Genomic DNA, 25356 nt, shown 5'->3' on the forward strand with positions numbered 1-25356 from the left:
GAAAGGCCTGCCTTCGGCAGACGTTAATTTGAGGAAACCGCCACCACTGTCACCCATAATGGGCAATAAGCACTCCCGACGCACAGTTGGGGGGCGGTGCCGCTTACGCGCCACCGAGGGCTTCCCAGCGGGCGCCCTAGGCCGGGATCGCGCTCTGTTACTAGCGCAGCGTGCGCGGAGCCGTAGCTGCATCAAAATGCATCAATCAGACCTCACCATGGACCGGCATTCGGCTTAGATCTTCCGGGCTGGCAATCACCCTATCGAAATGCATCAAATGGGGCACGAAAAGAGCGCGGGCGAGGCGGGGGGAAAAGCGCGCGCGTTGGGGTCGCAGCGGGCCGATCGCCTGTGGTGGCGCGGCGGGCCGTCCCGACGCTCTGACAGGGGGAGGCTAGTTGACATCGGAAACTCAGCTTCCTAGCCGCGTCCCCGATCTTCAGGGGGATTTATCGTGAACGCTTGCCGCCTTTCGGCCGTCCTGCTGCTCGCAGCAGCGACGCCATCTGCCTTTGCCCAGGCTCCGGCGAATGATGAGCAGCCCGACATCATCGTGTCGGGTCTCAAGCTGAGCCGCCCCCTGCAGCAGACCCTGCCCAGCGTATCGGTCACTACCGATCGGAAGATCACCGATCAGAACCTGATCAACGTCTACGACATTCTCGAGCAGACGCCGAACATCACGATCGACAGCAACCGGTCGTCATTCTCGATTCGGGGCATCGATGCCTTCAACGTGTCAGGCGGCGGCGATGGCGCTCTCGCCAGCGTATATCTCGACGGCGCGTTCCTGCCCCAAAAGGCGCTCAGCGCCGGGCCTCTCGACCTGTTCGATATCGCCCAGGTGGAGGTCTATCGGGGACCGCAGTCGACCATTCAGGGCAGAAACGCACTGGCGGGTGCCCTCATCATCAGGTCGGCCGATCCGACCAATGAATGGAGTGGCCGTGCGCGCATGCTTGTGTCGGACAAAGATGGACAGCGCCGGGCTGCGGCTGCGGTCGGCGGCCCCGTGATCGATGGCCAGCTTGCGTTCCGCCTCGTTGGCGAGATTGCGCGTGCCGACGGCTTGATCCGTAACGTCACGACGCATCAGGACGCCGATCGCCGCCGGTCGGAGACCTTGCGGGGAAAGCTTCTGCTGGCGCCTTCCGCACTTCCTGGCCTGACGATCCTCGCCAGCTTCATGCATGACCGGCACCGGCGCGGAACTTTCTACACCGAATTCGACGCACCCTTCCGACCGACCGATCGCATCACGGCGGAAGACGTCATGGGAAGTCAGGAGGTCGAAAGCGACATCGGCACGCTGGAGGTCAGCTACCCGATCGCGAACGGAATCGATCTGCATTCCGTCACCAACCTCGGCGATTTCCGGTCGACGACCATCAGCGATCCGGATCGCGGACCTTCAGCCGGACAGGCAAGCCGGATCGATGACCCCAGCAGGATCTTCCAGCAAGAACTGCGACTGAATATTGATGCGGGGTGGGTTCAGGGCGTGGTCGGCGCATATTATCTTCGCGACGACAATCGCGGCTATTTCTTCGATTCGACGCAGGAACTCAACCTCGTCCGCCTCGGCGTCGATCAACAGCTGCTGGGCCTCGGTCTTTCCCCGTCCGTCGTCAGCGCTGTGCTGAACCTCTACGGCGGCGTCGTGCCCATCCGCAATTCGTTGGCCCAGCCCCGACTTACGACGAACCACGCGTTGTTTACCGATCTCACTTTCCCTCTCACCAATAGATTGCGCCTTCATGCCGGTCTCCGCTTCGACCATGAACGGCAAGAACGAAGTGCCACGCAGCTGGTTGAAATCACGGGAGATCTGCCAGACCCGGCCACCGTACCTTTCGTGGCCTTGCGGCCGATCATCGCGCAACTGAACGGTTTGCTGCAGGCGACAGCAGCGGATGCCAACAGCGTGGAGCCGACGCGGTCGATCACATATCATGCATGGCTCCCCAAGGCGGGGATATCCTATGACGTCGCTCGTGAGGTTACGCTCGGCTTCACGGCCCAGCGGGGCTATCGCGCGGGCGGCGCCGGACTTAACCAGCAGCGCGCCACCCCCTATGAATATGATCCTGAATATACCTGGAATTACGAGCTATCGATGCGGTCCCAATGGCTTGATCGTCGCATGACGCTCAACGCCAATGCCTATTGGATGGACTGGAAAGATCAGCAAATATCCCTTCAGCTTACGCCGGGCGCTGTGTTCGACCGCCAGGTCGTCAACGCTGGTAAATCGCGGCTCTATGGGTTCGAAGTCGAATTGAGCGGCCGTCCGGTCGACCATCTGCAAGTCTATTCCGGCCTCGGCTACAGCAACACAAAATTCCAGCATTTTAACGTTTCAGCGGGCACGCTCCTTCAGGGCGCAGCAGAAGGAAATGAATTCGCGCTTGCTCCTCGCTGGACCGCCTCTGCGGGAGCGACCTATCGCCACCCCACGGGCATGATACTGGATATCAACGCAAACTATCGCAGTTCCTACTTTCAGGACACCGTCAATCAAGCGGCGCGCGATATCCGCGGACGAACGCTGGTGAATGCAAAGCTTGGCTGGCAAGGTCAGTATTTGGGCGCGTTCGTAACGGCGCGGAACATCTTCAACATTCAGGAGAAGACTCAGTTCTTTACCGATTTCGACGGTCGGACGCGGGGCATGGTCAACGCCCCGCGCGTCATCAGTATCGGGTTTGAGGGGCGCTTCTAGCGTCCCGCTCTTGGACGGCATCTGCGCGGGCTGGAAGGTCCTGCCGGACCAAGGCAACTCGGCATCCCTGCCCCCTGTCCGCATCCGCGCACAGTGGGAACAGGGTCGCAATGGCGGAGAGAATGGCTAACATCATGCCTCGTTTCCTTCTTCAGTCTGGCCAGCCAGATTGATAGCTCTAAAGCAGCGGTTCGCTGCTACTTGCTGCAAATGTTGACGAATACGCTCCGCATATTCTGGCTTCAGCCGGACGTACCATCTGCGTGCATCATTCCGATCCTTGATCCGCAGCACGGCGCCTCTTTCGCTCAGCCAATTTAAATGCCGAAGCGCTGTCGTGCTTGGCGCGCCTGAGATGATGCAGGCGCTGCTCACCGAAATGCTTTTGCCTTCGACTTCAGAGGCGAAGAGGTCGAGCACGATGTGCCAGGCTGGGTCGGCGAAGAGGTCGAACGACAAGATGCGCTCGCGCGCGAAGCTTTCCTGCAACAGCCGTCTGGCCAGAGCGGCAAGCTCGGGGTCGGTCAGGGGATGCTGGGCCGCCTCCGGACCGTTATCTGCGACGGGGGATATGTTAGGTGCGACCGATAATTTTCGGATGGCTTCAGCAAGTTTGGCTGCGTCGCGTTCCAAGGTTTTCAGATCAACTTTCGCGGATGACATCTCCCGCTGACTGATCATCATCGTCATCGAATATGCCCCTGTTCATATTTTTCATTTTTGTAGCGCGCTGATCGAGCGCGGTTCCGACCGCCATCACGATAAGGATCGGCACGCCCCATGCGGTCGTCATTCTGTAGTAGACCTGGCTGACCACCGTAGGTGCCAGCCAGGCTACCAGATGCGAACAGACGCCGTTCAACTGCAATGCCGACGCCCAGATCGGCCACCATCGTGAAGACACGATCGCAAGATAGATGAACCCGACCAGCAGCAGGACGTCACCAGCAAAGATGACGATGTTCAAGCTGCCGAAAGGCCGCTGGCCACCCATTCCGATATAGGTGATGGCGGAAGCAGACAGGACGAGCGCCGCGCCTACCCTGCCGACCCATCCACCTTGCAGCCAAATATAGATGACGATGCAGATGAGTGCGGCGTTGAAGGCTGTGGGCAAGTCCATGACGCGCCCGAAATAAGATAATGGATCAGCAAGCAACAGGGTATTTTTCGACCTCACGCAGTATTGGCGCTTTTTCCGCACGGTCGGTCTTTGATCCACGAGGACAGCCGAACATATCTTCATCCGCCATTTCCGATAGCTTGCGGACGCGGTGCGCTTTCGCGTGCGCAGACACCAGGCTCTGGCGACCTTCGATGATGGCGTTAGTACAGCGGCCAAGATCGGCGTAAATTTTCTGGCCGCTTAACGGATCCAGTCCCATTTGACGGCCAACTTCGATCATGTTGGCGCTGGCCCTCAGCGTGTGGGCAAGCACGTCGTCCAGCTGAGCATAGGCTTTGTTCAAATCGAACACTACGGCTTGTGCCTCTTCCTTCGTGAGCGGCAGGCGATCATTTGCGTTAGGCATGAGTTCTCCTTGGCGAGCGAAGTCGCGCATCTCGTTAAGTTGGAGCTGAATGTCGCGGGCTAGTGAAAGAAGGACATGATCCACAGGCCAGCCGCGACGATGGCTGCGATGGTCCCCCCGATCATGAGCGCCAGGCTCAGGATCATCTTGATCCGCTGATGAAGATCTAGGTCATTCTCTCGGCCTCCCAAAGGAGGGATCGACGGCCCCGCTTTCCGTTCTTCGGCGACGGGGGTGCCCGGCAGTCCCTGCCCCCCGAAAAGCGCCGTTTCGGTGGATTCAACAACCCCTTCCGGTTGATATATCAAAGGCTGATATGTTTGCCGTCCCTCAAATTCAGCCAATATGCGCGCCGCTTCGAAGCGATCGCCAACCTCCAGCATCTTGATGGCCTGACGAAGACGCTGATCGACCGTGTGGGCCGATTTGTCGATGATCCGCGCGATCTGCTTGGTGTTGAGGTTTTGAGCGACAAGTCGGAGAACCTCCTTCTGCTTATCGGTAAGACACGATACGTCCCTCACCGCTTGGAGCTCCCCTCGATGAGTAATTTTGGCTTTCCGCTTGTGACGCGCGGCACCCTTTGCTCCAGCATCACCCGGAAACAGACGCGCTGGCCCGAGGAGCATCCTGCTCAACGAGCAAATCGCGAGCCATCTGCAGATGACAAGCGACCAGCTGGAAGCCTGCCCGGTCGCAGCCAGCAATCGCGCGATCGATAAAGGATGCGATGAAGGCGGCCTCGGTTTTTGCCGGATCATCCACAACTAGCAGAAAATCATTTGGCTGGCCGAAGAAGCTGGCCAGCTTCTGCTGATCTGCGGCACTCAGCGCGACGGGAACACCGCGTTTGACATACTGTTGGATATAGGCAGGATTTTTCTTGAGCAGCTGGGAAATCGACAGGTAGGTCTCCCCGCTGAGCGTAATCAGGTCGTCGAGAAGTGCGCGCGCCTTTTCTGGCATGAAAATCCCCCCAAGTGATTCGCGATATATATCTAGGGAAATACCTATTTTGCCACTCACTTGCGTAAGTTTTTCCGAATATACGGTTAACATTACGTAACGTCGTGACGATTTCGAAACGAAATTGCCGAAGGCTATTAGGCGGCATTCTTGCGCCCCTTTCACAGGGCTTTCCCATAAAATTGACGTTGACCGAATCGAATATTGTTCTTCATATGTTCTTGGTTCGGAGACGAGGACATGGAACGCATTGAAGACATTCGTGACGCGGTCGCTAAGGCGCTGGAGGCGCGCCGCTTCGACAATCGTAAATTCTTGGATGAAATTCGAAACGGTCAGCGGGATGATGGACCATACATGATCGGCGCGCTCGCCTGCGCACAGTTGTGCCGCATGGAAGTGGCGGCGGACTGATGTGGCGCGCTACCGCGATGGCTTGAATGAGGCCACCTGCCTGTTTGAAGCGGCACTATGGGCTTATGCGGTTAAGGTCGGCTGCGGATGCGGTCACTTCGCTGCGTTCAATCCATACGGCCTGTGGTGTCACTTCCACCGTAAAGGCTGGCCTGACGACTTCCGCAGCGCGCGTTCCAAAATGTGGTGCAAGCAATGCCGTCACTCGACCGGCGCAAAGGTCCGCCCGCGCCGAATGGATCTGATAAAGCCATATTCGGGGCCGCTGATCATGTTACCCATGCCTGATGAAAGGGAATGGAAAAGGGCGGTCAACCGGTTTAGAGGCTGACCGCATGCGCTACCGATGGAAAGACCGCCGGGCTGATCTGGAGAACCCGCCAAACCCTTGGCCGCTGCGGATTGAGGCGGCAATCCTCGCCACCGCGATGATCGCCGCCGCCTGGACTATGGTGCGCTCGCTTTTCTGAGGGCAGATCAGGCCGCCTTCACTCGCTCCAGAAACCGCACCGCCTCAAAGCCCAGCTTGTCGTTGAGTTCCAGAAAAACCGACTGTAGCGGCTGGATCTCCAGTTCGAAGAAGCTGTCGAGCGCCTTGCCCGGATCGCCGAAGCCGCCCGCGTTCGCCGGGATGATGCCCAGCAGCTGGGGCGGCACGCGGTGGGCTGCCAGCACGTCGTCGCGCGTCGTGTTCTTGATCCCCAGAAATTCGTCCTTCGCCGCGACTTCGGCGATGGGGATGATCTTGATCCCATTCTCTTTCCCGCTGGGCGAGTGGACGAACATGTTGCGGAAATTGCCCGGCCCCTTGGCCCGCTTCAGCGCCTCGCGCATCGCGTCGACGTCGTTATTGGCGAACTCGCCCGTCGCATAGAGGATGTAGCCCGCGTGGCTTCCGTTCTCATAATAGCGGCGGCGGAACAGGGTCGCGTTTTCATTCAGCAGCGCCGACTGCAGCGCTGACAGATATTCGGGCAGGCCATAGATTTCCTGGTTGATGTCGGGCGCCAGCAGCTGATGCACCGTGCCCGGCTCAAATTCGCTTTCGCCGCGATGCCCCGGCACCCACCAGAATTGGCCTGGTTCGACGCCGCGCCGTGTATATTTCGCCAGCGGATGGTCGAGCCGCATGACGCCGCCCAGCCTGTTGCGGATCTCCTGCGCATAGGCGTTGCCCAGCACCAGATAGTCCTGCACCATCCCGGCGAACGCCTTGCGCGATAGCCAGGGCGTCGGGTCCAGGCTGGCCGCCAGCAGGTTCCGCTTCAGCATGATCGCGCTGCTATGGTGCGGCGACGCACGATAGGCGCGGGCAAGGCCGTCGAGCGAAACCGGCGGCTCATACCAGCGGCCATTGTTCCAGCATTCCAGCATATCGAGCATGGTAGCCCGGCTCAACACCGGCTCCGGATCCCCAAACGTGAAGGCCTCGACCACGCTGCGATTATCGTTGGCGTGGGAGATTGCGCCCTTCGACGCCTCGACCGATTCCCGGCGGTTCATTCTGCGGGCGCGCTTGCTCATTCGATAATCTCCATCGTGCCCTTTGGCGCTTCCTTGCCGTCGAGCGGTTCGTTCATGAGGATATGCATGGTCGCCCAGGCGAGGTCGGCATGGCCGTCATTGCCGCCGCGTCCCGCCTTGAAGGTGATGTTGCGCCCGCTGGTGGTCAGCGTCTTCTTGATCGACACGAAGGCCGACACGATGTCGAGCAAGCCGACGTCGAACGCGAGACGGCCCCGGCGGATGACATTCTGCGCCTTCATGATCATCTGCGCCTTCAGTTCGAGCGAATATTCGATCTTGGCGACGGCGCAGCCCGGCAGCGCGCCCGGCTTGGCGAGCAGCTGATAAACGCCCGCGCCCACGCCCTTGGCGTCGATGCCCAGATAGGTGCAGGTATAGCGGCTCAGCACCGCCTTGATGAATTCGGCCTGCTGCTCGAAATCGAGGCCGCGCAGCTGGTGGCGCTCAAGGATGCGGAACTTGCCGCCTTCGATCAGCGGCGGCGCGGCGATGACAAGCGCGGCATTATCGCCATTCTCGCTTTCCTGCGGATCATAGCCTGCCCAGACCGACCGGTTGCCGTAGGGCTGCGCCGCCTCTGGATTGAAGTCGGGCCATTCAATCAGGCTGTCGCACCCGCAGGCGATCATGTCGTTGAACTTGAAGGCCGACATGCTGTCGTCCACGAAGTCGCACATGAAGAGGTTGGCGAATTCGTCGGGCGCGTATTCGTCTTCCAGTTCCTCAATGTCGAACAGGTCGCACCCGCCCGTTTCGGCGTCGCGGATGTTGACGATGTTGCGCCAGATCCGGTCGGGACCGACGCTGCCGATCGCCAGCGCCGCATGGCTGACGTCGATCTTGATCCGGTCTTCCTTCTTGCGCCGCCGGTTGCGCCGCTCTCCTGTCCAATAGGGGTGCGCTGGGTGCGCGACGCTGGACGGCGTCGAGAAGTAGGTTTTCCGCCACTTCTTGTGTGTCGCCATGCCCGAGGCGACCTTGTTCAATTCCTCGAACGAATGGACCCAGAAAAATTCGTCGAAATAGAAATTGCCGTGGCGGCCCTGCGCGGTGCGGAAATTGGTGCCAAGGAAATGCAGTTCCGCCGCAGCTTCCTCCTGCGGCCGCAGATCCGACGTGATCAGCATCGGATCGCCGGTCAGGGCGACGCCGACCAGCTTGGCGAAGCTGACGATGTAGGACCGGAACTGATGCGCCTGGGCTTTTGATGCCGACAGGAAGATCTGGTTGCGGCCCGTCTCGATGGCGTCGATCAGCGCCTCGAACGCGAAATAATAGGTCGCACCGATCTGGCGGGATTTGAGGATCATGCGCGTGCGCTGATCCTTCGCCTGCCACCAGCGGTGCTGATAATCATAGAGGCCGTCGAGGAAGACGCGCTTCAGTTCCTCCGCCTGTTCGGCGGTGAAATGGTTCTTCTTCGGCTTCTTGCGCGGCCCACCGTTCCGGTTGGCGACCTTGTCGTTCAGGTCACCGGCATGGCCACCGGGGGCTTCGTAGCGGCGGACCTTCGCCAGCGTTTCGATCTGCCGGGCCAGCGCATCCATTTCGACCAGGTCGGCGCTGGTCTTCTTTTCCTTGGCGATCAGGGTCAGCAGCCGGATCTCCAGCCCGTCCTCGATCTTGCGGATCGACGGCGCGTCATCCCAACGGTCCCGCTGCTTCCACGCCTCGATCGTCGCGCGGGGGATCGGCCCGCCCTTGTCATTGACGATGCCATGCAGCGCGAATTCCTCCGCGATCTGCGTCACGCCCCACCCGCGCCAGTAAAGGCTGCGCGCATGGCGGCGTGGATCGACCTGCCACATGGCAGACGGCGCGCCGGACTGGGGAGGTTGAGCAGTCATCGCGGCGGACCATGCCGCGCCGCTAACCCGCTGATCATGCCCGTCCATTTGTAGAGGCGGCCTCTACAAATGCACCGCCTTGAGGAACGGCGCTGCCCGGTCCCTTTCTGCTCTCGTCAACGCAGGCGCGCGCCGCGCCGCAACCACGAGAACCGGGATCGACCATGGCAAAGAGCAAATTTTTCCGCGTCTTCGTCGAAGGCTTCACCGCCAGCGACGGCCGCAAGATCGAGGCCGCATGGATCGACGACATCGTCGCCACCTTCAACCCGGCCACTTTCACGCCGCGCATCAACTGCGAACATATCAAGGGTTTCAGCCCCGAACCGCCCTTCAACGCTTATGGCAGCGTGACGGCGGTCAAGGCCCAGACCGACGAACTGGAGATCGACGGCCAGAAGGTCCGCTGCCGCGCCCTTTACGCCCAGGTCGAACCGAACGAGCAACTGCTGAGGGTCAACAAGGCCGGTCAGAAGATCTTCACGTCGGTCGAAATCAGCCCCGATTTTGCAGGCACCGGCAAGGTCGGACTGGTCGGCCTCGCCGTCACGGACAACCCGGCGTCGCTGGGCACCGAAGCGCTGTCCTTCTCCGGCCTCAAGCCCATGTTCGACGCGCGCAAGCTGCATCCCGACAATCTGTTTTCGGCTTCGATCGAAACGACGATCACCATGGAGCCGGAAGGTAGTGACAGCGCCAGCGTGACGGACGCGATCAAAGCCGGGATCGCGAGCCTCGCCACCATGTTCAACCGGTCGGAACTCGAAAAGCCGAAGGAAGAGCCGAAGAAGCCCGCCAACGACAATAGCATCGACCTGACCGCCTTCAGCGCCGCCCTGGGCGAGAAGGTCGCCGATGCCGTCAAGCCTGCACTGGACGCGGCGCATGCGGCGCAGGCCGCCGTCGCCGAACTGACCGCCAAGCTGGAAAACACCGAACAGCCGGGCTTCTCGCGCCAACCGGCGACCGGCGGCGGTGGCAACGCCACCTTCCTGACCGACTGCTGATCCCTCGCCCGCGCCCTTTCCCCATCGGAGACCCCGGACATGCTGACTTCCACCCGCCTGCTTCTTCATGCTTTCGTCGCCCAGGTAGCGAGGCTGAACGGGCTTCCTCCCGGCCTCACCGCCACCCCCGGCCAGCTGGCCGAATTCAACGTCGCCCCCGCGATCGAACAGAAACTGCAGGCGAAGCTGCGCGAGGTCAGCGACTTCATGTCGCGCGTGAACGTCGTGCCCGTCGTCAATCAGCAGGGCAGCCGTGTCGGGGTGGGCGTCAATCGTTCGCTGGCGGGCCGGACCAATCGGGCAGCTGGGCACAAGCGCACACCGCAAGACGTGACCGGCTCCGACCAGATCGACCAGTATTTCTGCAAGAAGACCGACTATGACTATGCCTGGTCGTATGAACTGCTCGACGCCTGGTCGCATCGCCCCGAATTCCAGCAGCTGATGCGCGACGCCGTGCTGGCGCAGAAGGCCGAAGACGTCATGTGCATCGGCTTCAACGGCGTGGATGCGGCGGTCGAAACCGATCGCGAAGAATTCCCGCTGCTGCAGGACGTCAATTTTGGCTGGCTGCACAAGATCCGCAACAATGCGCCTTCGCGCGTCATGGCGCACGGGACCAAAGACAATGCCAAAATCTATGTGTCCGGCACCGGAACGGCGGATTATGTCAATCTCGACGCGCTCGTCTTCGACGCGATCCAGAACCTGATCCACGAACGCTATCGCACCGCGACCGACCTGGTCGTGATGGTCGGCAGCGACCTCGTCCACGAAAAATACTTCAAGATCGTCTCGGAGGCTGGCGACAAGGCGACCGAACAGGTGGCGCGCGACGTGATCCTTTCGAGCCGTCAGCTGGGCGGAAAGCCGACGGTGCAGGTGCCCTTCTTCCCGGCGGGCAGCATCCTCGTCACCAGCTTCAAAAACCTGTCCTATTACTGGCAGATCGGCACCGCCCGGCGCGCCATTCAGGACAATCCGTCCATGGATCAGATCGACAATTTCGAAAGCATCAATGACGCTTTCATGGTCGAGGAGTATGGCAAGGCCGCCCTGCTCGAAAATATCCAGCTTGGGGCGAAGGTCTAATCCTTCGCCTCCCGCCCGCCACCATCGAGCAGGAACGACATCATGACACCAGCACGTGCCCATCGGGAACGCATGGCGGCCCTTGCCGCGCAGCGCGTTGACCCGAATCCGGTCGTTTCCTCCGATGGGGGCGGGCAACCCGCTCCCGCGATCATAGATCGCACCCCGGCCATGATTCACCGCGAACAGGTCGCGGCAACCGCCATCGTCGCCGCGCCCGAAAACGTAACGTCGGCTGAAGACCGGATCGCCGCGCAGATCGTGCTGCGCCTGACCCATGACCTGCGCCGCCTGAAGGAGATCAAGTCCATCGACCTGAAGATCGCGGCGAAGCGGGAAATGCTGCCGGAATATCGGGCATGGATCGAAGGCGTCCTTGCCGCCGATGCGGGCGTCGGGACCGGCTTGGCTGCCGAAGTCGTGCCGACCTGCATGGTTTGGCTGATCGATGTGGGCGACTATGAAGCGGCCCTGACCCTCGCCGCATTCGTGCTGCGCCACCGCGTCGCCATGCCGTCCCGCTACCAGCGCGATGCGGCGACGATCATCGTCGAGGAAATCGCCACCGCCGCCATCAAGGCGCAGGGCGTTGGCGAATCCTTCCCCCGCGACGTCCTCGACCGCCTCGCCGACCTGACCGACGCCTGCGACATCCATGATGAAGTCCGGGCCAAGCTGTACAAGGCGATCGGCGTCGAACAGCTGGAAGTCGCCGAAGCCATGGATGCGGCTGAAAGCGGCCCGGCGCTGCAGCGCGCGCTGTCGAGCCTCACCGAAGCCCAGCGCCTGCATGACCGCGTCGGCGTCAAGGACAAGATCAAGCGGGCGAAGAAGCTGCTGGCGGCCGTCGCCGACGCCACGAACAACGAACAGGGCGGCCAGCAGGCCGCCTGACAGGCTCGCCCCCGGCGCTCGGGGGCGGATCGCGCGAGGCGGGAGGTTTTCGAACCGCAGGGCCGCCCTCTGTCCCGATCCTCACCCCCGTAAGTCGGCGGGCCGTTAATCGGAGACCACCATGCTCGCACTCGCCTGGCTCATCATCAAAGCCTTCATGCTCCTGATCATCATGGCGGTCGGCGGCGTCCTCGTCGCCTACGGCGTGCTGATCCGCTTCGTCATGGGGCTGGAGGCGAACCCGTCCACGATCGCTCGCTTTGGCTGGCTCTGCTGGGGCATGGTCGGTCTCGGCCTCGCCGTCTTCGTCTATGCGGGTTCCGGTTTCGTGCAGGTCGCGCTGGCATGAGCTTCGTCGCGCGCCCTTCGAAAGAGGAGATCGAGCAGCCGCCCGCGCCGGAAACGGTCATCGTCAATGATGGCTTTTTTCCGGACGTGGATCCTGCGGCCGTTCGCGAAGTGGCGCGCGTTTCGACCAGCATCACGCCCGCTCGCCTGCGTGCGGCGATCCTGGGCGGGATCATGACGGCGGAGATCGACCTGCGGCGCTATGCTGCGGACTGCCGCGAAGCTGGCTTTGCCAAGCTGGCGGACGTCCCGGCGGACAAGCTGGACGGCATCAGCGTGCAGATCATCCGCTACCGGCGCGCCGTTGCCCTGTTCGCCAAGGCCGAACTGATCGAGCGTCATCGCGATTTCGACACCACGGCCGCCGGTGGCAACCAGGCCGACGAACTTTCGCCCTCGATCGACGAACTGCGCCGCGACGCCATGCATGCGATCCGCGACATGCTCGGCCAATCGCGCACCGGCGTGTGGCTGATCTGATGGCAGGCCCGCTCCGCTCTCCGCCGCGAAAGCTGGTGGCCCGTCAGGGTGACAAGCTGGACCAGCTGCTGTTCCGGGACGCTGGCCTTGGCCCCAACGAACTGACCCGCGTCCTCGACGCCAATCCGGGCCTTGCCGACCTTGGCCCCGTCCTCCCGCTCGGCACCGTCGTCATCGTGCCGGGCATCGCCACCACCGAAGCGGGCGCGACCCGCGTCCGGCCCCTCCTTCAGCTTTGGGATTGACCATGGACCAGCGCCACTTTCTGGAATCCGCCCTTGAAATGATCGGCTCGCTCACGCCGTCGCTGATCGGATCGGCCGTGGCGCAGGCGTGGAAGCCCGCGTTGCCCTTCCGCCAGCGCTTCCTGCAATGGATCGTGGGATCAACGGTCAGCTATTACGCGACCATCGCCGTCGTCGCCGTCACCGGCCTCAACGGTTTCATCGCGCAGTCGATCGCCTTCGCCATCGCCCTGCTGGCCTTCGACGCCACCCCCCGCATCGCCAGGGCCGCGATCGACGCGCTGGTGAGCGTGCCGGGCCGCTTCGCCGACCGCTTCCTGCCGAAGAAGGACTGACCCATGCAGCTGTCGCCCAATTTCAGCCTGGCCGAATTCACTGCCTCCGCCACCGCCAAGGCGCAGCGGATCGACAACACGCCCGGCGCGAAGGATATCGCCGCGATGAAGACGCTCTGCACTAAGGTGCTGGAGCCGGTTCGCGCCCATTTCGGCAGGCCGGTTCTTCTGTCGTCGGGCTATCGCTCTCCTCGGCTTTGTGTCGCCGTCGGCTCTTCGGAAACCAGCCAGCATGCCTTTGGCGAAGCTGCCGATTTCGAAGTCGGCGGCATCGACAATGTCACCGTCGCCACCTTCATCCGGGATCGCCTCGCCTTCGACCAGCTGATCCTCGAAAATTATGTCCAGGGTCAGCCGAACAGTGGCTGGATCCATGTCAGCTACCGCGATGGCCGCCTGCGCCATGACGTGCTGACCTATTCGCGCCGAACCTATTTCAGGGGGCTGCAGCCATGATGATCGGAAAATCGCACCTCGCCATGGCGGCCGCGCTGGCCGCCTGCACCGCAGGGATTGGCGGCTTCTTCTACGGGACCAGCGTCGGCGTCGCACAGGAACAAGCGGCGCAGAAGCGCGCCGACGACGCACGGGAGGAAGAACGCGAGCAACTGCAGGGCCAGCTGGATGCCTCGACCGAAGGGGCGCAGGCCAGGGAATATGCCCGGCAGGGCGCTGTCAGGGAGATCTATCATGAAAGCCAGAAAGTCATCGAGCGCCCGGTATATCGCAGCATCTGCGTTGATGCTGACGGCGTCGGCCTGCTCGACCGCGCGGCCGCAACGGCCAATGGTGACGATATCTGGGGCATTGCTGGCGACACCCGCCCGATTGCCCAGGGTGCAGCGGACTGAAACGGGCGAAATGACCGGCGCGCAATGCCATGGCAGCCTGACCAGCCTTTATGACATGGCGGGCCAGATCCGCGCGACGCTGGTCGAACTGCAGGCGCAGGCCCGCCTCGCCAACGGACAGGCGGACTGACCATGCGCAAGGCCGACAGCCTTCGGCGCTGGCTGACCGCCTTCCTGCCCGAACTCGCGACCCATGCGGACCGCCTGCAAATCTATGTCGAGGGCGGCAGCATCCTGACGCGCAGGTCCGACACACTGTCCTTCGTCTATGCCTATACGCTGAAGGCGCTGTTCACCGATTTTGCGGGCGACAGCGATCGGCTGATGGTGCCGGTGCTGGCGTGGATCGAAAAGGAACAGCCCCAGCTGCTGGTCGCCCGCGACAGCCAGCCCTTTTCGTTCGAAGCGGAATTGCTCGACGGCGACCTGTCCGACGTCGAACTGTCGATCGATCTCACCGAAACCGTGCTGGTCATCCCGCGCGCCGATGGCAGCGGCTATGACGTGACGCACCCTGACGAACCGAATTTTGACGGGTTCGCAGGCGTGACGGCATCTTTCCTGCAGGGCTTCGGCAACGCCGAACTGATGGTGGAAACCACCGATCCCGTCGCCGTGCTGACCCCGGCTGTACCGCCAGCGGCATGACCGACGACCTGACCGAAATCGAACGGATCGCGGGAAGCCTGCTGCGCGGCCTTTCGTCCGGCCAGCGCCGCGCGCTCATGCGCCGCATGGCCCGCGAACTGGCGATCAGCCAGCGCGAGCGCATCACTGCCCAGCGACAGCCCGATGGATCGGCTTTCGAAGCGCGCAAGAAGAAGGAGCCGCCGGTGTCGGGCCGGGGCGCGGCCTGCTTCCTCTATCCAGCGGGCGGCGGCGGGCCGCCGCGCCGCGTCATCATGAAAAGCTTCACCTGGGGGAGCGGCCAGATGATGACCGGCTTCGATATCGAGGCTGGCGCGATCCGCTCCTTCGAATTCGCCAAGGTCGTCAAATGGCTCCCGGTCCCGGAGGAACATCGTAACGCCAGCACGGGGGGCAAGCTGCGCCGACGCGGCGGCCTGCGCCGCAAGGCCATGTTCCGCCGTCTCGCCAGTTCACGATTCCTGAAAACCGGCACCGATGACCAGGGCTTTTGGGTCGGCTTCTCCGGCAAGGTGTCACAGATCGCGGGAGTCCACCAATATGGCCTGCGGGACAAGCCGTCGCTAAGGGCCAAGGCCGTACCCTATCCCCGGCGCGAGCCGCTGGGCGCGACGCCAGCGGATCGGGAGCGGCTGATAGATATGCTTTACAGCCACGTCACAGAGTCATGGCCGCATTTTCGCTCCAATTCAAAATGCGAATGAGCAACCGGCAACTTCCAAAAGCGAATATCTGTAGATCTGATGCATTTACCGACTGAGAGTATTTACAGTCATTGTTCTTCGGCATTTTCGAACGGCACAAGGAACCGTTCATAAGAAATCTGAGGCTCGTTAACCAAGACACGTGTCTGCTCAAGCAGATCTTTCAGAGAAGCAACCAAAGCTTCCACGGTTTCTACATCGGCCTTGGCACTTCCACCGTAGCGGAAGAAGAAAGCGTTCTCGCCGTCGCGCTTGTGAGCACGATTAGCAATCTTAATCGACAAGCGTGTGCTCTCGTTGATCCCTAGGCCAAGCGCCTCAGCCCCTTCCAACGCCTTTTCGAGATCATGACCTATCGCCTTGATCTCAGCGGGATTGCGTCCTTTCGCGGCTATTGCAGACTTCAGAAACAACTCGAAGGCAAAATGAGCGAGGAACCAGATAGCTGGCGAGTGGGCACCGTTGTAAACAGCCCTATCAACATCGTTTTCGTTGCGATGTACCGCTAGGGCCGTCGCCACATGGGTAAGTTGGAAAGCTGATAGGCCAAAGCTAAAGGCGCGACGAAACAAGTCACCGGCGAGGCTGTCCCAACTGGAGTTCGTTTTGCTTTGGTTCATTTCATGGAGTTAGCGGAATCTGTCATCGGAAGCTATGAGCATCCGTAAAGTGGGCCGTCAGCGATCCGGTCGGTAGCCGTATTGCGGGCGTGACCGACATTTGTAGAGGCCGCCTCTACAAATGCCGACGGTAGCGCACTCCCTGATCGCCGCCCGACATGGCGGCCATGGCCGATGCAACCTTCACCGCTGTTGATCTGTCGCGCCTTCCTGCGCCCGACATCATAGATCCGCTCGATTTCGAGGCCATCTATGCCGACGCGGTGACGCATCTGCAGACGTTGATGCCGGAATTCGTCAGCCGCGACAGCGATCCGGTGTCGAAGCTGCTGCAGGTCTTCGCCTATCTCGCGCAGCTGCACCGCCAGCGCGTCAACGACGCGGCGCGCGCCGTCATGCCTGCCTATGCGATCGGCGCGGATCTCGACAATATCGCGGCGCTGTTCGGCATCGCGCGCTTCACCATCACCCCGGCGGACGTCGTGCTGGGCATCCCGGCGGTCATGGAAAGCGACGCCGATTTCCGCCGCCGCATGGTGCTGGCTCCGGAGGGCTATTCGGTCGCCGGGCCGGAGGGAGCCTATATCTTTCATTCCCTGTCGGCCCATGCCGATGTGCTGGACGCCAGCGCGACCAGCCCCGCGCCGGGGGAAGTGCTGGTGTCGGTCCTGTCGCGCACCGGATCCGGCGAAGCCTCTCCTGCGCTGGTCGATGCGGTCGCGGCCTATGTGTCGGACGAAAAGCGCCGCCCGCTCACCGACTTCGTCACCGTCCAGTCCGCCGACATCGTCGAATATGATGTGGCGGCGACCATCACCACCTTCAGCGGCCCGGATGGCAGCGTCGTCCTGGACGCGGCGCGCGCCAAGCTGGACGATTATGTCACCTCCAGCCACCGCCTGGGCCGCGACATCACGCGATCCGGCCTCTTTGCCGCCCTGCATGTCGAAGGCGTGCACAATGTCGTCCTGACCGCCCCTGCGGCCGACATCATCATCTCACGTGAGCAGGCTCCGTTCTGCACCGGCATCGCGCTCAACTACGCGGGGACCGGCGAATGACCTATTCGTCCATTCTGCCGCCCGGATCGACCGATCTGGAAAAGGCGCTGGAACAGGTCGCTGCCCGGCTGCTCGATATCGCCGTGCTGGTCCGCGACGTCTGGTCGCCGTCCAATTGCCCCAGCGCGCTGCTGCCATGGCTGGCATGGGGTCTGTCGCTCGACAACTGGTCGAGCGACTGGCCCGAGGGCGTCAAGCGCGCCCGCGTCCGCAGCGCCATTGCCATCGCCCGGCGCAAGGGCACGGCGGAATCGGTCCGCACCGTCGTCGCCAGCTTCGGCGGATCGGTCGCAATTCGCGAATGGTGGCAGCACGAGCCGAAGGGCGAACCCCACACATTCGACCTGGTCCTGAACCTCGATCAGAACGGCGCGCCCGCGTCGGCCGCGTTCGTCGATCAGGTCATTGCCGAAGTCCGCCGGGCCAAGCCCGTGCGCAGCCACTTCACCTTTACCCAGGGCATCACCGCCAAGGCCGACATCGGCCTGATCGCGGCCGTGCGCCCTGTCATCTACGCCCGCCTGAACTGCACGGCGACGGCGGCCTGACCGGAGGAATCATGGCCCTTCAACTCACCATCACCACCGCAGGCCGTGCCGCGCTGATCAACGCGGCCAACACCGGCACCGCGCCGGTGACGATCGCGCAGGTCGGCTTTACCGCCACCGCCGTGGTGCCCACGCCAGCGATGTCGGCGTTGCCGGGCGAGTTCAATCGCGTCGCCACGCTGTCGGGCGGCGTAGTGGCCGACGACACGATCCACCTGACCGTGCGCGATGAAAGCAATCAGGTCTTCACCGTGCGCAGCCTGGCGCTCTATCTGGGCGACGGCACGCTGTTCGGCCTTTACGGGCAGGCCGCCGTCCTGATTGAGAAGTCGGCGCAGGCCATGATGCTGCTGGATATCGACGTGCAGTTTCCCGACATCGACGCAACGTCGATCACCTTCGGCGATGCCAATTTCTCCAATCCCCCCGCGACCACCGACGTGCAAGGCGTGGTCGAACTATCGACCGAAGCCGAAGCGGAAGAGGGAACCGACAACCAACGGGCGGTCACGCCGAAGGGGATGAAGTCGGCCGTCACCAACTGGCTCAACAGCCGGTTCGGCGAGGGTGCGCCCTCCACTTTCGTCAAGGGTCTGCTGACCTCGGTCAATGGAGCGGCCATGCGCCTGGCTCTCGGCATCAAGAGCGCGGCGCTCAAAAATGAAGGCGCGGGCAACGGCCTCGACGCCGATTTGCTCGATGGTCAGCACGGCACATATTACAGCAACATCACGGCTCGCTTGGGCTACGTCCCTTGGGGGCCGTCGAATGACGGGGCCGGATCGGGGCTGGACGCCGATCTGCTCGACGGCCAGGACAGCAGCTACTTCACGAACATCCCGGCGCGGCTGGGCTTCACGCCCGTGCAGCAGGGTGGCGGCGTGGGGCAGCTGGGCAACGCCGTGAAGATCGGCTGGTCCGGTTCGCGCCTGAAGGTGACGGTCGATGCGACCGATCAGGGCAATCTCGTCTTCGACGGTCACATTTCCGACGTCTGGCGCGCGTCGAATGATGGCGCGGGATCCGGGATGGATGCCGACCTGCTCGACGGCCAGCAGGGCAGCTTCTATGCCGACGTCGTCGGTCGCCTTGGCTACACCCCGCTCAACGCCACAGCCTACAGCGCCGCCGACGTTAAAGCGAAGCTCCTCACCGTCGACGGGTCAGGTTCTGGAATCGACGCCGATCTGGTCGATGGCTGGCATCGCGACGACATTCGCCATTGGGACAATTTGCTCGGCAAGCCCTGGAACTGGTCCGGTCAGGGTGGACAGCCCAGCTGGTTGTGGGGTGGCAATGCCAATGGTGCCTTCTACGTCTACAACCCCTCGAATTTCAGCGTCGCCTATGCCGCCGGGGCGGGCAATGCCGACACGGTCGATGGCTACCATGCATCGCAGTTCTTCGGCCCGCACAACGACGGATCCGGATCCGGCGCGGACGCCGATCTGCTGGACGGTCAGCATCGATCGCAGATCCAGTGCAATGGCGACCTTAGCGCGAATCACTGGTGGGTCGATAAGCCGTTGGCGAACGGGCAGACCATGCGGGAAACCGGCGGCGCGACGGCGCTTGGTGCGAATAGCTCGGCCGTCGTCATGCTGGAGCGCCCGCTGGCAAGCATCCGCCACTTGCGGGCACAACCAATTCGCACCCAAAGCGGCGATGAAGGCAATTGCTACTGCCAGCGCGAAGGGGCTTTCCTCGATCGTGTTCGCGTCATCAACGGCCTGGGGGTGGCCACGACCGTCGAATGGTCCGTGCTGGGCACCATCTGATTTCCCGACAGTACAAAGGACAGGCAATGAAGATCACCATCGGCAAATTCGATCCTGAGACCCGTCAGGTGCCGGTCACCTTCGCTGAGGGGGACATCAAGCATAAACGACAGGTCAATGCGGTGCTGAAGGAAGATGGCAGCTATGACAAAGCCGCCACCAAGGCCCGCGTCGAGGAAGTCGCGGAAGGCGTCGCGCACAAGATATCCCTGGGCGTCATCACCGCTTCCCTAGCGGAGCCGGTGGAAGCGCCTGCTGCCGAAGCCGCTGCTTCCGCATGAAGATCAGCGGCGGTTCTGAACGCCGCCGCTTCCCCGCTCCGGAGGGGGCTTGGGATGTCCCCACATCTCCAAACCGCGAGCCTGCACTCGCATTCGTCCGGGCAGCGCGCCCGCCCGTCCAAACTCCCTCCGTGGCATGCCGCGTCGGGACATCTTGCAGGATTTCCTACATGTCTACCCCTTTTGTTCCCGTCCGCCCCGTCTCCCCTGCCGCAGGCTATATCGGCGGGAAGCGCAATCTGGCGAAGCGCGTCTGCGCCATCATCGACGCCACCCCGCATAGCAGCTATGCCGAACCCTTCGTTGGCATGGGCGGCATCTTCCTGCGCCGCACGCGGCGTCCGCGCGCCGAAGCGATCAATGATATTTCCGGCGACGTGGTGACGCTGTTCCGCTGCCTCGCCGAACACTACCCCTATCTGGTCGACATGCTGCGATTTCGCGTGGCGAGCCGCGCCGAATTCGAACGTCTTCTGGGGCAGGATCCTGACCGGCTCACCGATCTGCAGCGCGCCGTCCGGTTCCTTTACGTCCAGCGCCTCGCCTATGGCGGCAAGGTGTCGGGCCGCAAGTTCGGCGTAGCCGCGTCAATGCCCGCGCGCTTCGATGTCGGCAAGATCGAACCGATGCTGGCGGATCTGCACGACCGGCTGCAATCCGTTGTCATCGAACGCCTGCCCTATGCCGACTTCATCCGCCGCTATGATCGGGAAGGGGCGCTCTTCTATCTCGACCCGCCTTATTGGGCGTGCGAGCGCGACTATGGACCGGATGTCTTCGGCCGCGCCGACTTCGCCGCGCTGGCCGACCAGTTGGCTGGCATCAAGGCCCGCTTCCTGATGTCGCTCAATGACAATCAGGGCGTGCGTGAGACATTCGCCCGCTTCACGATCGGCGCGATCGACACGACCTACACATTCGGGCCGAAGCCGACAAAGGGGCGCGAAGTGCTGATCAGCAATTTCCCGCTGCCCGCAAACGACGTCTGAGTTGCTGCCCTGCGCTGGTAACAGCGCAGGGTAAGCCGACGATCCGAAAACGACCAAGTTCAGACAATTAACCTCGAATCTTGTTTGCCTAGAAGCAGGCGCTCGGACATGCTTCGATAATGATTAAACGCTCGAAATTCGTCGTTTCGATTTGCTTGCTAGCCTCGATAGGGTTGACCGCATGTCGGGCTCGCCAATTCCAAACGCTTCCCGGTGGGACGACCTCCGTAAGGGTGGGCTCGTATTTCGATCACGGTCGATGGACAGTTACCGTAAAGAACAAATATGGCAGCGCCTCAGATACGATGTTTGCTGTAGGCGATAATCCTCGCTCCAACATATATGAAACGCCATCAAGTCAGCTTGTCGTCATTGGCAAAGGTGGTGAAGAAGTGTTTTTTCGCGTGACAAGCGACAGTGCGCCAGTAGCTCTTAACGAAGACAAGAAAAAGCTAAGGGATCGGGATTCCGATTCATGGCATTACATTGGCGTTATTATAGATGGCGCTCTGTCTCGTCGCGCAGAATGCATTCCATTGATGGGGGAAGGTAGATCACCATATCGCAAAAAGTTTCAAAGCGAACTTTCCTGCTGAATGGTGCTGTAGCGTCAGCATCTAGCCGTTTAGCTTTGTAACCTGACAGTCCACTTCCCACCCGAATCGCCCTGTAAACGCATGATTCCGAATACTTAATTGACATATTTCAACAGGGCGCTTTAGTCCTCGCACAAGATCGCATCTCGCGATTCTTGGAGGGGGAAATATATGAAAAGAATAGTTTTCGCTGGCGTTGCCACATCGATGGCGCTTGCCTTGGGGGGCTGCGCCACGGTGATGAACGGCACCAAGGTCGATTATACCAGCGATACGAAGCCAGGTGGTGCCACCGTGAAGTTCACCGATGGCTCGGAATGCAAGACGCCTTGCAAACTCGAATTCAAACGCAAGAACGATCAGCGCGCGGACATCACGCTCCCCGGTTACAAGCCGACATATGTTCTGATCCAGTCCAAGCTAGGCGGGTCGTCTTTCGGCAACATCCTCCTCGGCGGCGGAATTGGCGCGGTGGTCGACGGCACCAACGGTTCGAGCAACCGGCTGTATCCCCGGCCGCTGATCGTGCAACTCGCGCCTGAAGGCTCCGATCAGGAAGCGATGCTGCTTGATAAGAACGGTAAGGTGGTCACGTCGGTGCGCCAGCACAATGACTCCGTGCGCGTCGACGTGGCCAAGACGCTCGGCCCGCAACTGGCTGGTTTGAATGGCAGCGCAGACGCGAGCCAAGGCGCAGGGGCACCGGCGCAATAAAACGACGGGGGCGGCCTGAAGGCCGCCCTTTTCTTTATCGGCCCGATATTAACGCCCGACCGGCAATCGGCTGCATTTGTAGAGGCCGCCTCTACAAATGCGCGCCCGCGAAACGGTGGACCGTGCGCGCCATGGTCCGCCCATGGCGCAACCTCAAGATCATGAACAGCTGACCGGGCAGGTCATCCAGCTTGGCACGATCGCTTCGGTCGATCATGCCAACGCGACCTGCACCGTCGAAACCGGCGACATCGTCACCGGCGACCTGCCATGGATTACCCAGCGCGCGGGAGGCGTCCGCGCCTGGTCGCCACCGACCGTTGGGGAACAGTGTGTCATCCTTTCTCCCGAAGGCGACATCGAAAGCGCCTTCGTCGTGCTAGGCCTCTATTCCGACGCCTGTCCGCCGCCGTCCACCAGCCCCGATACTATCCATCTGGAATTCGCCGACGGTGCGGTCATTGCCTATGACCAGGCTGCCCATGCGCTGACCGTCACGCTGCCTGAAGGCGGCACGGCGGCTATCGAAGCACCGGGCGGCGTCACCATCACCGGCGACGTGACGATCATCGGCGATGTCGGCGTAGTCGGCAGGCTGGCCGCGACCGACGATGTTGTCGGCGGCGGCATCAGCCTCAAAAGCCACAAGCATGGCGGGGTGCAGGGCGGCGGCTCACAGACGGGAGCGCCCGCCTGATGACCGGCATGGCGCGCATCAGCGGCGCGGTTCTCAATGGCCTCGACCATATCCGGCAGTCGGTCACCGACATCCTCGCCACGCCGATGGGATCGCGCGTCGGTCGCCGCGAATATGGATCGCTGCTGTTCGACCTGATCGACCAGCCCATGACCCCGGCCAATATCCTGCGCCTCTATGCCGCAACCGCCGTCGCCCTGTCGCGCTGGGAAGATCGCATCCGCCTGCGCCGTGTCGGCCTGGTCGTCGGCGACCGTCCCGGATCTGCGACCATCACGATCGACGCCACCCGCACCGACATTGCCGCGTCGAACGCCCTCGTCCGCCTGTCCATCCCCCTTTCCGCTTAACCAAGGAGCCGCACCATGGCCTTCAAGCACGGTATCACCCTCACCGAAATCAGCGAGGGCGCGCGCACGCTCACCGCCGTTTCCACCGCCATCATTGGCCTGGTCGCGACGGCGGCCGACGCCGACGCCGCCACCTTCCCGCTCAACAAGGCCGTGCGCCTCACCAATGTCGAAGCCGCGATCGGCAAGGCGGGCGTGGACGGCACGCTGGCCCGCTCTCTCCGCGCCATTGCCGATCAGGCCCGGCCCGTCGTCGTCGTCGTCCGCGTCGAGGAAGGCGAGGATGACGCCGAAACCTCGGCCAACGTCATCGGCACCACCGATGCCAGTGGGCAGAAGACCGGCATGCAGGCGCTGCTGGCGGCGCAGGCGCAGCTGGGGGTGAAGCCCAAGATCATTGGCGCGCCCGGACTTGAAACGCAGGCGGTGACCGCCGCCCTTGCCATCGTGGCGCAGAAGCTGCGCGGCTTTGCCTATGCCCGCGCGGTCGGTGAGACGGTGGGCGACGCCATCCTCTACCGCGCCAATTTCAGCGCCCGTGAACTGATGCTGCTGATGCCGGACTTTCTCGCGTTCGACACCGCTGCCGCCGCCAATGTCCCCAGCTACGCCGCCGCACGCGCCATGGGTCTGCGCGCCCGCATCGACGAGGAAGTGGGGCCGCACAAGACCCTGTCCAATTACGAAGTGCAGGGCGTCGTCGGTCTGACCAAGGATATCTATTGGGATATCGAAGATGCAGGCAGCGAGGCGGGGCAGCTGAATGCCAAGGAAATCACTGCCCTGATCCGCACCGATGCGGGTTACCGCTTCTGGGGCAATCGCACCTGCGCCGATCCGACCAGCCTGTTCGTGTTCGAAAGCACCGTGCGCGTCGCGCAGCTGCTGGCGGACACCGTCGTCAACGGCATGCTGTGGGCGATCGACAAGCCACTGGTCCCCAGCCTGGCGAAGGACATCGTCGAAACGATCAACGGCTTCGGCCGACAGCTGGTCGCGTCGGGCGTGCTGCTCGGCTTCAACGCCAAGTTCGACGAGGCGAACAACAGCGTCGCCAGCCTCCGCGCGGGCAAGCTGCGCATCGATTATGACTACACCGTGCCGCCGCCGCTCGAAGATCTCGGCTTCAACCAGCGCATCACCGACAGCTATTTCGCCGACTTCGCCAGCCTGGTGAGCGAAGCCTGATCCGTCCGCCTCATCCCTCGATCACAAGGAATTCGCCATGGGACTGCCCCGCACCCTCAAGGACATGCTGCTTTTCAATGAGGGCTTGAACTATCTGGGCGACGCGAAAAGCGTCACCCTTCCTACGCTCACCCGCAAGATGGAGGAATGGCGCGGCGCGGGCATGAGCGCGCCGCTCAGCATGGACATGGGGATGGAGGCCATGGAAATGTCCTTCACCTGTGGCGGCCCCATGCGCGACGTCCTGCGCCAGTGGGGCACGCCGACCGCCGACGGCGTCTATCTGCGCGTTGCGGGCAATTATCAGACGGACAGCACCGCCGCCGTCGATCATGTCGAAGTCATCGTGCGCGGCCGCCATTCCGAAATCGAAATGGGCGACCAGGAAACGGGCGAAGCGACCGAATTCAGCGTCACTTTCGCCGTCGCCTATTACAAGCTGATCTGGAATGGCCGCACGGAAATCGAGATCGACCCGATCCGCATGGTCGAGATCGTGAACGGCGTCGATCGCCTCGCCGAACGCCGCAGCGCCCTGGGCCTAAGCTGATCCATCTGCCCGGCGCGCCGCGTCGGGCACCCTTTCCATATCATCACCGAGATATCACCATGAGCGAAGCCACCGCCCCCATTTTCCGCACCGTCGCCCTAGACACGCCGATCGAGCGTGGCGAACAGAAGATCGACAGCCTGCAGCTGCGCAAGCCCAAGTCGGGCGAACTGCGCGGCCTTTCCCTGGTCGATCTCGGCCAGCTGAAGGTCGATGCGATCACCAAGGTGCTGCCGCGCATCTCCACGCCGCCCATCTCCGAAGCCGAAGCCGCCAATCTCGACCCGGCGGACCTGCTGGCCTGCGGCGCGGAGATCGGCGGTTTTTTGTTGCAGAGGTCGCAGCGTGCGGCTGTCCTCGCTTCGTAGATGA

Annotated in this window: 33 protein-coding genes; 25 read left to right on the forward strand and 8 right to left on the reverse strand. The window is 62.2% G+C overall.

From position 1 onward, the window contains the following. The first annotated feature begins 454 nt into the window (after positions 1-454). Entirely contained in the window at positions 455-2722 is a 2268-nt protein-coding gene (locus tag ACZ5TH_RS07400) for a TonB-dependent receptor (RefSeq protein WP_464793452.1), read from the forward strand. A 132-nt stretch (positions 2723-2854) separates the two neighbouring features. Here the strand turns inward: ACZ5TH_RS07400 and ACZ5TH_RS07405 are convergent, their stop codons facing one another. The 5 genes from ACZ5TH_RS07405 to ACZ5TH_RS07425 all read right to left on the reverse strand — a co-directional run bounded on the left by ACZ5TH_RS07405 (position 2855) and on the right by ACZ5TH_RS07425 (position 5220). Next, positions 2855-3412: a hypothetical protein gene (locus ACZ5TH_RS07405; protein WP_464793453.1), complete on the reverse strand. Its 558-nt coding sequence runs from the start codon at positions 3410-3412 to the stop codon at positions 2855-2857. Then, the gene (locus ACZ5TH_RS07410) at positions 3366-3845 is read right to left on the reverse strand and encodes a hypothetical protein (RefSeq protein WP_464793454.1); all 480 of its coding nucleotides are present in this window, start codon (positions 3843-3845) and stop codon (positions 3366-3368) included. The genes ACZ5TH_RS07405 and ACZ5TH_RS07410 overlap by 47 nt, the downstream gene beginning before the upstream one ends. A gap of 25 nt (positions 3846-3870) precedes the next feature. Continuing rightward, positions 3871-4254 (reverse strand): hypothetical protein, encoded by a 384-nt coding sequence (locus ACZ5TH_RS07415; RefSeq protein WP_449472030.1) that lies wholly within the window; start codon positions 4252-4254, stop codon positions 3871-3873. A 59-nt stretch (positions 4255-4313) separates the two neighbouring features. Continuing rightward, complete coding sequence (locus ACZ5TH_RS07420) at positions 4314-4778, reverse strand: helix-turn-helix domain-containing protein (RefSeq protein ID WP_449472029.1); 465 nt, start codon at positions 4776-4778, stop codon at positions 4314-4316. 70 nt (positions 4779-4848) lie between these two features. Continuing rightward, positions 4849-5220 (reverse strand): hypothetical protein, encoded by a 372-nt coding sequence (locus ACZ5TH_RS07425; protein ID WP_449472027.1) that lies wholly within the window; start codon positions 5218-5220, stop codon positions 4849-4851. Between the two features lie 240 nt (positions 5221-5460). Here ACZ5TH_RS07425 and ACZ5TH_RS07430 point away from each other — a divergent pair, with 240 nt between their 5' ends. After that, entirely contained in the window at positions 5461-5634 is a 174-nt protein-coding gene (locus ACZ5TH_RS07430; RefSeq protein ID WP_464793455.1) for a hypothetical protein, read from the forward strand. Between the two features lie 477 nt (positions 5635-6111). Here the strand turns inward: ACZ5TH_RS07430 and ACZ5TH_RS07435 are convergent, their stop codons facing one another. Together ACZ5TH_RS07435 and ACZ5TH_RS07440 are read right to left on the reverse strand one after the other, a co-directional pair. After that, positions 6112-7158: a phage portal protein gene (locus ACZ5TH_RS07435; RefSeq protein WP_464793456.1), complete on the reverse strand. Its 1047-nt coding sequence runs from the start codon at positions 7156-7158 to the stop codon at positions 6112-6114. Further along, positions 7155-9056, reverse strand: a complete 1902-nt coding sequence (locus ACZ5TH_RS07440) for a terminase large subunit domain-containing protein (RefSeq protein ID WP_464793457.1) — start codon at positions 9054-9056, stop codon at positions 7155-7157. The genes ACZ5TH_RS07435 and ACZ5TH_RS07440 overlap by 4 nt, the downstream gene beginning before the upstream one ends. 116 nt (positions 9057-9172) lie before the next feature. Here ACZ5TH_RS07440 and ACZ5TH_RS07445 point away from each other — a divergent pair, with 116 nt between their 5' ends. The 11 genes from ACZ5TH_RS07445 (at position 9173) to ACZ5TH_RS07495 (ending at position 15612) form a co-directional block, all read left to right on the forward strand. Beyond that, on the forward strand, positions 9173-10015 hold the full coding sequence (locus tag ACZ5TH_RS07445; RefSeq protein WP_464793458.1) for a GPO family capsid scaffolding protein: 843 nt from the start codon (positions 9173-9175) through the stop codon (positions 10013-10015). Positions 10016-10054: 39 nt separating this feature from the next. Then, positions 10055-11107 carry a phage major capsid protein, P2 family gene (locus tag ACZ5TH_RS07450; protein ID WP_464793459.1) on the forward strand — a complete coding sequence of 351 codons (1053 nt, stop codon included), beginning with the start codon at positions 10055-10057 and terminating at the stop codon, positions 11105-11107. Between the two features lie 42 nt (positions 11108-11149). Then, positions 11150-12001, forward strand: coding sequence for a phage terminase small subunit (gpM, locus tag ACZ5TH_RS07455; RefSeq protein ID WP_464793460.1), 852 nt, complete (start codon positions 11150-11152; stop codon positions 11999-12001). A gap of 121 nt (positions 12002-12122) precedes the next feature. Further along, the gene (locus ACZ5TH_RS07460; RefSeq protein ID WP_464793461.1) at positions 12123-12350 is read left to right on the forward strand and encodes a hypothetical protein; all 228 of its coding nucleotides are present in this window, start codon (positions 12123-12125) and stop codon (positions 12348-12350) included. Next, positions 12347-12829: a head completion/stabilization protein gene (locus ACZ5TH_RS07465; RefSeq protein WP_464793462.1), complete on the forward strand. Its 483-nt coding sequence runs from the start codon at positions 12347-12349 to the stop codon at positions 12827-12829. The genes ACZ5TH_RS07460 and ACZ5TH_RS07465 overlap by 4 nt, the downstream gene beginning before the upstream one ends. Continuing rightward, complete coding sequence (locus ACZ5TH_RS07470; RefSeq protein ID WP_464793463.1) at positions 12829-13074, forward strand: tail protein X; 246 nt, start codon at positions 12829-12831, stop codon at positions 13072-13074. The genes ACZ5TH_RS07465 and ACZ5TH_RS07470 overlap by 1 nt, the downstream gene beginning before the upstream one ends. A gap of 2 nt (positions 13075-13076) precedes the next feature. After that, positions 13077-13409: a hypothetical protein gene (locus ACZ5TH_RS07475; protein ID WP_464793464.1), complete on the forward strand. Its 333-nt coding sequence runs from the start codon at positions 13077-13079 to the stop codon at positions 13407-13409. 3 nt (positions 13410-13412) lie between these two features. Continuing rightward, positions 13413-13865, forward strand: coding sequence for a D-Ala-D-Ala carboxypeptidase family metallohydrolase (locus ACZ5TH_RS07480; RefSeq protein ID WP_464793465.1), 453 nt, complete (start codon positions 13413-13415; stop codon positions 13863-13865). Next, positions 13862-14260, forward strand: coding sequence for a hypothetical protein (locus ACZ5TH_RS07485; RefSeq protein ID WP_464793466.1), 399 nt, complete (start codon positions 13862-13864; stop codon positions 14258-14260). The genes ACZ5TH_RS07480 and ACZ5TH_RS07485 overlap by 4 nt, the downstream gene beginning before the upstream one ends. Positions 14261-14392: 132 nt before the next feature. Continuing rightward, entirely contained in the window at positions 14393-14908 is a 516-nt protein-coding gene (locus ACZ5TH_RS07490; protein ID WP_464793467.1) for a phage tail protein, read from the forward strand. Further along, a complete protein-coding gene (locus ACZ5TH_RS07495; protein WP_464793468.1) occupies positions 14905-15612 on the forward strand; it encodes a phage virion morphogenesis protein in 708 nt (235 codons plus the stop codon). Before ACZ5TH_RS07490 ends, ACZ5TH_RS07495 begins: the two co-directional genes overlap by 4 nt. 68 nt (positions 15613-15680) lie before the next feature. Here the strand turns inward: ACZ5TH_RS07495 and ACZ5TH_RS07500 are convergent, their stop codons facing one another. After that, positions 15681-16232 (reverse strand): hypothetical protein, encoded by a 552-nt coding sequence (locus tag ACZ5TH_RS07500; RefSeq protein WP_464793469.1) that lies wholly within the window; start codon positions 16230-16232, stop codon positions 15681-15683. 167 nt (positions 16233-16399) lie between these two features. On the opposite strand from ACZ5TH_RS07500, the gene ACZ5TH_RS07505 reads away from it, so the two are divergent. The 12 genes from ACZ5TH_RS07505 to ACZ5TH_RS07560 all read left to right on the forward strand — a co-directional run bounded on the left by ACZ5TH_RS07505 (position 16400) and on the right by ACZ5TH_RS07560 (position 25352). Further along, the gene (locus tag ACZ5TH_RS07505) at positions 16400-17293 is read left to right on the forward strand and encodes a baseplate assembly protein (protein WP_464795076.1); all 894 of its coding nucleotides are present in this window, start codon (positions 16400-16402) and stop codon (positions 17291-17293) included. Next, positions 17290-17841 (forward strand): phage tail protein I, encoded by a 552-nt coding sequence (locus ACZ5TH_RS07510; protein ID WP_464793470.1) that lies wholly within the window; start codon positions 17290-17292, stop codon positions 17839-17841. Before ACZ5TH_RS07505 ends, ACZ5TH_RS07510 begins: the two co-directional genes overlap by 4 nt. 11 nt (positions 17842-17852) lie before the next feature. Continuing rightward, on the forward strand, positions 17853-19619 hold the full coding sequence (locus ACZ5TH_RS07515; protein ID WP_464793471.1) for a hypothetical protein: 1767 nt from the start codon (positions 17853-17855) through the stop codon (positions 19617-19619). 26 nt (positions 19620-19645) lie between these two features. After that, positions 19646-19900 (forward strand): hypothetical protein, encoded by a 255-nt coding sequence (locus ACZ5TH_RS07520; RefSeq protein ID WP_464793472.1) that lies wholly within the window; start codon positions 19646-19648, stop codon positions 19898-19900. Between the two features lie 170 nt (positions 19901-20070). After that, a complete protein-coding gene (locus ACZ5TH_RS07525) occupies positions 20071-20889 on the forward strand; it encodes a DNA adenine methylase (RefSeq protein WP_464793473.1) in 819 nt (272 codons plus the stop codon). A 119-nt stretch (positions 20890-21008) separates the two neighbouring features. Then, on the forward strand, positions 21009-21485 hold the full coding sequence (locus tag ACZ5TH_RS07530; RefSeq protein WP_464793474.1) for a hypothetical protein: 477 nt from the start codon (positions 21009-21011) through the stop codon (positions 21483-21485). Positions 21486-21692: 207 nt separating this feature from the next. Further along, entirely contained in the window at positions 21693-22199 is a 507-nt protein-coding gene (locus tag ACZ5TH_RS07535; RefSeq protein ID WP_464793475.1) for a hypothetical protein, read from the forward strand. A gap of 97 nt (positions 22200-22296) precedes the next feature. Continuing rightward, positions 22297-22896: a phage baseplate assembly protein V gene (locus ACZ5TH_RS07540; protein ID WP_464793476.1), complete on the forward strand. Its 600-nt coding sequence runs from the start codon at positions 22297-22299 to the stop codon at positions 22894-22896. After that, positions 22896-23246, forward strand: coding sequence for a GPW/gp25 family protein (locus ACZ5TH_RS07545; RefSeq protein WP_464793477.1), 351 nt, complete (start codon positions 22896-22898; stop codon positions 23244-23246). The genes ACZ5TH_RS07540 and ACZ5TH_RS07545 overlap by 1 nt, the downstream gene beginning before the upstream one ends. 15 nt (positions 23247-23261) lie before the next feature. After that, positions 23262-24434 carry a phage tail sheath subtilisin-like domain-containing protein gene (locus ACZ5TH_RS07550; protein WP_464793478.1) on the forward strand — a complete coding sequence of 391 codons (1173 nt, stop codon included), beginning with the start codon at positions 23262-23264 and terminating at the stop codon, positions 24432-24434. A gap of 37 nt (positions 24435-24471) precedes the next feature. Beyond that, complete coding sequence (locus tag ACZ5TH_RS07555; protein WP_464793479.1) at positions 24472-24984, forward strand: phage major tail tube protein; 513 nt, start codon at positions 24472-24474, stop codon at positions 24982-24984. A gap of 59 nt (positions 24985-25043) precedes the next feature. Next, a complete protein-coding gene (locus ACZ5TH_RS07560) occupies positions 25044-25352 on the forward strand; it encodes a phage tail assembly protein (protein ID WP_464793480.1) in 309 nt (102 codons plus the stop codon). The last annotated feature ends 4 nt before the right edge of the window (positions 25353-25356 follow it).

It is taken from the genome of Sphingobium sp. TomTYG73 (assembly GCF_055394245.1).